This window comes from Thermogutta sp. (assembly GCF_014359955.1).
GTDB lineage: Bacteria > Planctomycetota > Planctomycetia > Pirellulales > Thermoguttaceae > Thermogutta.
Genome location: NZ_JACIYL010000160.1, coordinates 1 through 7,295, shown reverse-complemented (window position 1 = coordinate 7,295; position 7,295 = coordinate 1). Strand labels below are relative to the sequence as shown.

8 protein-coding genes are annotated in these 7,295 nt (G+C 58.6%); 1 reads left to right on the top strand and 7 read right to left on the bottom strand.

The window, feature by feature from the left end:
- The 7 genes from H5U08_RS06970 to H5U08_RS06940 form a co-directional block, all read right to left on the bottom strand.
- On the bottom strand, positions 1-936 hold a 936-nt coding region (locus tag H5U08_RS06970), incomplete at its 3' end, for a serine hydrolase domain-containing protein (RefSeq protein WP_297031591.1).
- Between the two features lie 228 nt (positions 937-1,164).
- Entirely contained in the window at positions 1,165-1,713 is a 549-nt protein-coding gene (gene rplI, locus H5U08_RS06965) for a 50S ribosomal protein L9 (RefSeq protein ID WP_297031590.1), read from the bottom strand.
- A 159-nt stretch (positions 1,714-1,872) separates the two neighbouring features.
- A complete protein-coding gene (ssb, locus tag H5U08_RS06960; RefSeq protein WP_297031588.1) occupies positions 1,873-2,322 on the bottom strand; it encodes a single-stranded DNA-binding protein in 450 nt (149 codons plus the stop codon).
- A 94-nt stretch (positions 2,323-2,416) separates the two neighbouring features.
- Entirely contained in the window at positions 2,417-2,854 is a 438-nt protein-coding gene (rpsF, locus tag H5U08_RS06955) for a 30S ribosomal protein S6 (protein WP_297031586.1), read from the bottom strand.
- Positions 2,855-2,943: 89 nt separating this feature from the next.
- A complete protein-coding gene (gene pth, locus H5U08_RS06950) occupies positions 2,944-3,516 on the bottom strand; it encodes an aminoacyl-tRNA hydrolase (protein WP_297031585.1) in 573 nt (190 codons plus the stop codon).
- A gap of 104 nt (positions 3,517-3,620) precedes the next feature.
- On the bottom strand, positions 3,621-4,262 hold the full coding sequence (locus H5U08_RS06945) for a 50S ribosomal protein L25 (protein WP_297031583.1): 642 nt from the start codon (positions 4,260-4,262) through the stop codon (positions 3,621-3,623).
- Between the two features lie 289 nt (positions 4,263-4,551).
- Entirely contained in the window at positions 4,552-5,496 is a 945-nt protein-coding gene (locus H5U08_RS06940; RefSeq protein WP_366494190.1) for a ribose-phosphate pyrophosphokinase, read from the bottom strand.
- A gap of 282 nt (positions 5,497-5,778) precedes the next feature.
- Between H5U08_RS06940 and H5U08_RS06935 the strand changes: the two genes are divergently transcribed.
- On the top strand, positions 5,779-7,295 hold a 1,517-nt coding region (locus tag H5U08_RS06935), incomplete at its 3' end, for a hypothetical protein (RefSeq protein WP_297031579.1).

Below are 7,295 nucleotides of genomic sequence, written 5' to 3'. Positions count from 1 at the left end.
GGAAGAGAGGATGCGTGTGCCCTCCAGCTCACCTCCGTTGAGGATCATCTGGTAAAAGCGAACCAGATCGGCAGCCGTGGAATACAATCCCCCGGAAGGATTGGGGGCCCGCACACCGGCGTCTTCAATAAGCCAGATGGCCCCGCCGCCCGGCACGAGTTTGCCCTCCGGTGTCCTCTGGTACGCGCGGGCCAAACGGGACCGCTGGTCTGCCGTCGGGACAAACGCGGTATCCTTCATCCGTAAGGGCTGAAAAATCTCACGACGGAGAAATTCGTCGTAGGACTGACCGCTCACCACCTCGATGATTCGCCCGCAAACCGTCAATCCTGGAGAGTAGGCCCAGCGTTCTCCCGGCTGGAAGCTCAAGCCGCCTCGCGCGAGTTTGGCCACGGTTTCCGCCAAAGTGGTCTCCGTCCGTTGCGACCCGGTCAATCCGGAAGTGTGGGTCAACAAATGCCTGACAAGGAGCGGCTTTTCCAGGGGTTTGCCGTTGACCTTGATTTCCGCGAATGCGGGCAGGTACTTGGCCACGGGATCATCGAGACGCACTTTACCGCGGTCCACAAGGATCATGAGTCCTGTCGCTGTGATCGGTTTGGTCATTGACGCAATCTGGAAAAGAGAGTCTCTCTGCATAGGAATTTTGGCATCAAGATCCGCCCAACCTACCGCTTCCCAGTGGACAATCTTTCCCTCCCTGGCCAGGAGTGTTACGGCCCCGGCAATTTCTTTATCAGCCACAAACTGCTCCATCCGGGGTCGGATTTTCGAGAGAACATCACTTCTAAGACCGACATCTTCCGGCTTCGCCTGCGGAAGAGGCCAGTGGGTGCTGGTTTCCTCGGCAACGGCGGCCGGAACCACCTGCAACAGGAAGCATGCGAAGAGAACGACCATCCATCGACGGCGGCACTCAGCGACAGCAGCTTTCATCGCAGACTCTCCTTCCCAGGTTTCCACTTCAACGTCTCTTACCCGACTCGAAAAACGGCTCTCAAAAACAGCCCCATTGTGCCCGTCGGTACAAGCGATGTCAAAACCCCATGAGCCTACGAGTGAGAGAAGCCGGGCCAGCCGGAAAAATCGCGTAGCGACCGGGGCGCAAAAAAAATCCCCCAGCGGGGGATCAAAAGTTTAACCCTGCGAACGCGAGCAAACTGGTTACTTTCTACCACCCGGCTGTGTATCACCCACGGTGGGAACCACCCACACTTTGAGATCCGCTTCGATCTCATGCCCAAGGTGGATCCGTACCGTGTACAAACCAAGTTCCTTGAGGGGGCCCTGCAAACGAACCTGATCCGGCGACACGTTGACGTTCTGGGCCTTCAACGCCTTGGAAATCTCGTTCGGCCCCACCGACCCATAGAGATGGCCTTCCTCGTTGGCGTTGGCTTCGATGGAAATACTCATCTGCGAGATATTTTCCGCCAGTTGCCGGAGACTCGAGATCCGCGCCCTTTCGATCTCCAGCAAGCGGGCCTTGTGTTTTTCCACCATGCGTTTATGGTGGTCCGTGGCGATGGTGGCGAGCCCCTGGGGAATAAGATAATTCACGGCGTAACCCCGCTTGACTTCGACAACATCCCCCGCCTTTCCGAGGTGCTCCACATTCTGGACAAGCAGAAGCTGGACACCCCCATGAGGACCTCGCGGCAATCCACGAACCCCATGCTGCCGGGATTTTTTCTTGCCTTTCACCTGGTTCATAAGCCAACCTCAACCCAATATTGTTCTGCGTCTTGTCAAAGGGCTCGTCTGTTTGTGCGTCTCTTCGTTTGTCGGATCAACCGCCTCAGCGTTTCAGCCAAAGCCGCTCTCACTTCTGCTTGGCAAAAGGCCCGCCAGGCCGCAAATATCGGCTCAGCATCAGAACGGCACATCGTCCTCTGGTGGAAAATCCTCGACCGGCGCAACATTGGGCGCGGGGGTTCCGCTCCCCGGCCCTGCGGCTGCGGCCCTACCTCCGGTGCCCACATTATTTCCTGCCCCGCGTCCTCCGAGCATCTGCATGCGGTCCGCCACAACACGCAACTTGGAGCGTTTTTCCCCCTCCTTTTCCCAGGTGTCGAGGCGTAAACGCCCCTCGATCAACACCGGCGACCCTTTCGTCAGGTACTCCCCCGCGACTTCGGCCGTCCGTCCCCAAAGCGTCACATCCACGTAGACAACTTCCTCAATCCATTCCCCTGTCGAACTCTTCCGCCGTTCGTTAACGGCGATTCCGATATCACAGACGGCCGTTCCACTCGGCGTGTAACGGACCTCGGGATCCCTCGTCAAATTTCCCACCAGAATTACCCGATTGAAACTCGCCATACTTTCCACCTCCCGCCCGCGAGGTCCCCGAGCCGTGACTTATCTGCGAGCACACGCTGAAGCCAGCGTGCTGCACGCGTAAAGCTCGCCGGGATCAATCGTCCACGACGTCGGCGTCTTCCGTTTCCTCCACATCCGCCTCGTCATCAATCGCCTCATCCACCCCCAGATCCGCCTCGGACACGGTGCGAACGGCCACCTGGCCGCCGCGCGCGTGCTCCACGAGGACGTCAATAATCCGGGGATCGATCTTGATGTGCATAAACCGCAGGATATCCGGTGCAAGCTGCAAGCGGCGGCGGATCTCATCCATTTTTGAGCTGTCACACTTGAAGTAAATCAGCCAGTACGTCCCCCGCCGCTGTTTTTTGATCGGATACGCCAGACGGCGTTCCTCCCAGATACGGCTCACCAGGATCTCCGCGCCGTATTCCGTCAGAACGTCTGTGATCTGCCGGACCACACCATCGGGGTCACGGGCAAACTTGTTGGAATCCAGAATGTAAAGGCCTTCGTAAAAGTTCTGCGCCAAATGACCACTCCTTCCACTCAATTGCACGTACTACGGAGCGCTCAATCTTTTGACCCGCACCACTCCAAATACGGCGTCACTGACCAGCGTCAGCGATCGCCTGCGTTATAGCGGTTCATACATGCCTGTATGCCTTGATGCACCCAGAGTTCGACTCCGTCGGCGGCGCGGCGATACGCTTCCCGCATGACCGTCTCTTCCTCCGGCGTAAACCGGGAAAGCACAAACCGCACCGCATCCTGACCCGGCGGCGGTGCCCCGATTCCGATTCGCAACCTCGGAACGGCCTCCGTCCCCAGCACCCGAATGACATCCGCCAGCCCCTTGTGCCCGCCCGCTGAACCTTTCGCCCGAAACCGCAACCTGCCAAGCGGCAGGTTCAAATCATCACATACCACCAGAATGTCGTCAGTCGAAAGCTTATAAAAATCTTTTACCTGCCCAACACTCTGCCCGCTGCGGTTCATGTACGTCGTCGGGCTGAGCAAGAGGACCTTCGTCCCCGTTATCGTAACGTCGAGCGTCTCGCCCGAAAACCGACGCCTCACCTGCTGCCCCTCGGCGAACCGACGGGCAAGCTCCCGAAGGACTTCATACCCAACGTTGTGGCGAGTGCCTTCGTACTCCCGCCCGGGATTCCCCAACCCCACAACGACTTTCATGGGTGGCAGTTCCGTCGAGGTCTGTCTCCAGGAGGTCCACCACGAACGCAGCCATTCCCCAATCCGGAACACGCCACCGCAACTCCCGGAATCTCAAGCCTGCGCTACTCCTTTTTCTCCTCCTCTTCCTCGCCAGCTTTCTTGCGTCCAATGACCTCCGGTTCGGCAGGCCCGGGCGCCGGCGCCGCCTCCTCGGCTTCCTCCTCGCCGGCCGGAGCATGGCACACCACGACAACCTCGTCGGGATCCACAAGGGCCTTGGCCCCTTCCGGCAAGGGGATGTCCTTGACGGTGATCGCTCCGCCCAGACCCAGCTCCGTAATCAGGACCACGAACTTCTCGGGGATCTTGTCCACTTCGCACTCAATCGGGAGACTGTGGAGATGCTGCGCCAAACGTCCGCCTTCTTTCACACCTGGCGCATCCCCACGCAATTCGACGGGCACCTCCGTACGAACCCTCTCGTGGGCGGTGACCCGCGTCAAATCGACGTGGAGAATCTCCTTCCCCCATGTATCCCACTGCAATTCTTTAATGTATGCCTGCTCCCGAACGGCTCCCGTCAACTGGATAAGCCGCGTGCCGTGCCGAACGGCGGCCGCCAGGGCGTCCCGTGGCAGGCTCAGACAGACATTCTCCTGCTTGTGGCCGTAAAGAATGGCGGGCACCTTCCCCGCAGCGCGGAGCCGCTTGTTGCTCCGCTTCCCACCCGGTGATCGCAATTCCACAGATATCTGCTCGATCATGGACCTACCCTACCGACGGTTCCTACTCATTCGCCGCACCAGCCGCCTGGGAAAACCCAAAACACTCGCTGCCGGGCCTAACGGCACCCATTCCGCGCACAACGGTCTCGGCGTGCTTCATCGGATTCTTTCCCAATTGTCCAGCGTTCCCGTCGCCGAGACATCGTCGCGCAAGCGAGTTGCGGCCGGTTGGAAAATCTTCATTTTTGGCGTTTTTTTGAAAATTGCAAGGGCAACCCCCCGAAGGACGCCCTTTGAGACTCCATGCCCAAGAGTCTCCACCCTATGTCTAGCGGTACGTCCGGAAAAGCTTGCTCACGGACTCGTGACGATGGATCCGTTTGACAGCTTCTCCCAATAGCTCGGACACCGTGAGGACCCTCACATTGGGAGGCCGCCGGCTGGCATCCAGCGGAATCGTGTCCGTTACCACAATCTCTTCTGCCGGCGCAGAGGAAAGCCGTTCCACCGCCGGGCCGCAAAACACGGGATGCGTCGCCGCCAAATACACCTTCGCCGCCCCGGCTTCTTTAACCATGTGGGCCGCTCCCGAAATCGACCCCCCGGTACTGATCATGTCGTCGAAAATCAGGGCCACCTTGCCCTTGACCGATTCGCCAATCAAATGGGCCTGGGAAGTGGTTGTGCCACTGCTTCGCCTCTTATCCACAATGGCCAGCTTGCCCCCGAAAACCGGAAGATGAATCAACGTTCTTTTGATGGCTCCCTCATCCGGGCTGACCACGACGATGTCTTCCAAAGGGATTCCAAGACTGAGAAAATAGGCATCCAGCACGGGAGCCGCGTAAAGGTGATCCACCGGAATATCAAAAAACCCCTGAAGCTGCGGGGCGTGGAGATCCATCGTCAGAACCCTGTCCGCCCCTGCCCGCGTTATCAAATTCGCCACCAGCTTCGCAGTGATCGGGACCCGGCCCTCGTCTTTTCTATCTTGCCTGGCATATCCAAAGTACGGGATGACAGCCGTGATTCGCTCTGCACTGGCCCGCTTGAAACTGTCGATCATGATGAGCAATTCCATCAGATTCTCATTCACCGGCGGGCAGGTCGGTTGAACGATGAAAATGTCACGGCCGCGGACGTCCTCTTCGATCTTGCAGGAGATCTCACCATCTGGGAATCGACCGAGCGAGATCCTTCCCAACGGCAGTCCGACGTAGTCGGCCACCTTCTGGGCCAGCTCCGGATTGGCCCGACCGCTGAAAATCTTCATTTCGTGGATAGACATAGTCGCCGAACCCTCGTTCTTGGACCGGCCCACTTCGAAGCCGCGGCAATCCTGCCGATTTTTTCGTGGCGCTGCGGCGTCGAAAATCGGCCCTCTGAAGAATCCATCTTCGCGAAACTCCGCGTCTCCTTCCAGCGGGACTGGACAGCCCCACCTCCCCAGAAACGCAACAATCTGGCAGCGCATTCCTTGACAGTCAATATTCTCGCGTTATCCTATGGTTTTTGTGGCCCAAGGTAAAATGGGACTGTGCGCGAGAACCGGGTGGTGAAATACCCTCATGAGGGCCCCAGCGAGAATCACCGGGCGACATCGGGTATGTCCGACATCGCGCAGCGCCGAGAAAACGTCAGCGATCCTCGAACGCAAACCCGAGAAATCCGTTTCCATAACGCGCGGCACCGCCGATCTGCCCAAATTTCCGAATCGACCGGTCTTGCTTGGTTGACTATGCACCCACGGATTCTGATCTGGTTTACAAGTTGTGTCCTTGTGTTGACTCTCCTGGCGAGCGGCCTGGGGGCCGGAGAGGCCGCGGGAACACCCGGAGAGTCGACGACCGGCGGCCAGCCGAACAATGAGAAGTCCAGCGCTCTATCGGACCAACCCGGGACTTCTCGCCCTGAGACGATCGAGGGTCAAAGACTGACGGCATCGGAGATACTCAAGCGATTGGTCCCCGAAGAGCAGGCCATCGCGCAGCGGCTTTTCGGTCTGGGGGCGGCTCTCGGGACAGATGTCAGCGGACCGGCTGCCCATATCGTCTCTGTCAATTTGGCTGGCAGATCGATCACCGAAGCAGACCTGGAACCCATTGGTCGATTGCGGGAGCTGCGTTCTCTCGTACTCGACGGAACGCCCATCACCGACGTCGGTCTTGTTTACATTGCTCCCCTGCTCAAGCTGGAGCAAATCTACCTGAACGGAACCCAGGTCAGCGGAGCGGGGCTCGCCATCCTCGCTGAATTGCCCAACTTGCGGGTCATCGAAGTGGCTGGAACCCGCGTCTCAGATCGAGGGATCAGTTTTCTGACGGCCTTGCAGCATTTGGAAAGTCTTGCCCTCGGGGGAACACTGGTGACCGACCAGGCCATGGCGGAAATCGGAAAAATCGCCTCTCTCCGCTTTCTCGACCTCCGATTCACACGGATCGGAAACCCCGGTTTGCAGCCCCTCGCGCCGCTGCGTCTGCAGTACCTCAACTTGATGGGCACGCGGGTGGATGACGAAGGTCTCACCGTGCTCGCCACCATGGATTCGCTCCGCGAGCTGTATCTTCCCCCAGCAATCACCGACCAGGGCCTGAAGCATCTGTCAAGCCTCACAACTCTTGAATACCTCGGCCTTGCCGAGACACGCATCACCGATCAAGGCACGCGGTTCCTCACAGGTTTGGCCAACCTGAAAGGGCTCAATTTATCCGGCACCCAGATTTCCGATGCCGGATTAGAGCCGCTCAGGACACTCAAAAACCTCCAGTTTGTGGACCTGTCGCGAACGCTGATCACCGATAAGGCCGCGCAGGTAGTCGGCTCGTGGGAAAAGCTCGTGTACCTCAATGTGGACGATACCAAAATCGGCGACGATTTCGTCTCTCATATTTGTGGCCGATTGCCTTTGGAATCGCTCGCTGTCGCCCGGACGCTGGTGACCGATGCCGCCAGCGAAGCCTTGGCCAAGTGCCGAACACTGAAACTGCTGATTGCCTCCGATTCCAAGATGACCAGCGATGGCGTGGCCGCTCTGGCCAAACAGATGCCGCAAACGCAGATTGTGTACAATTT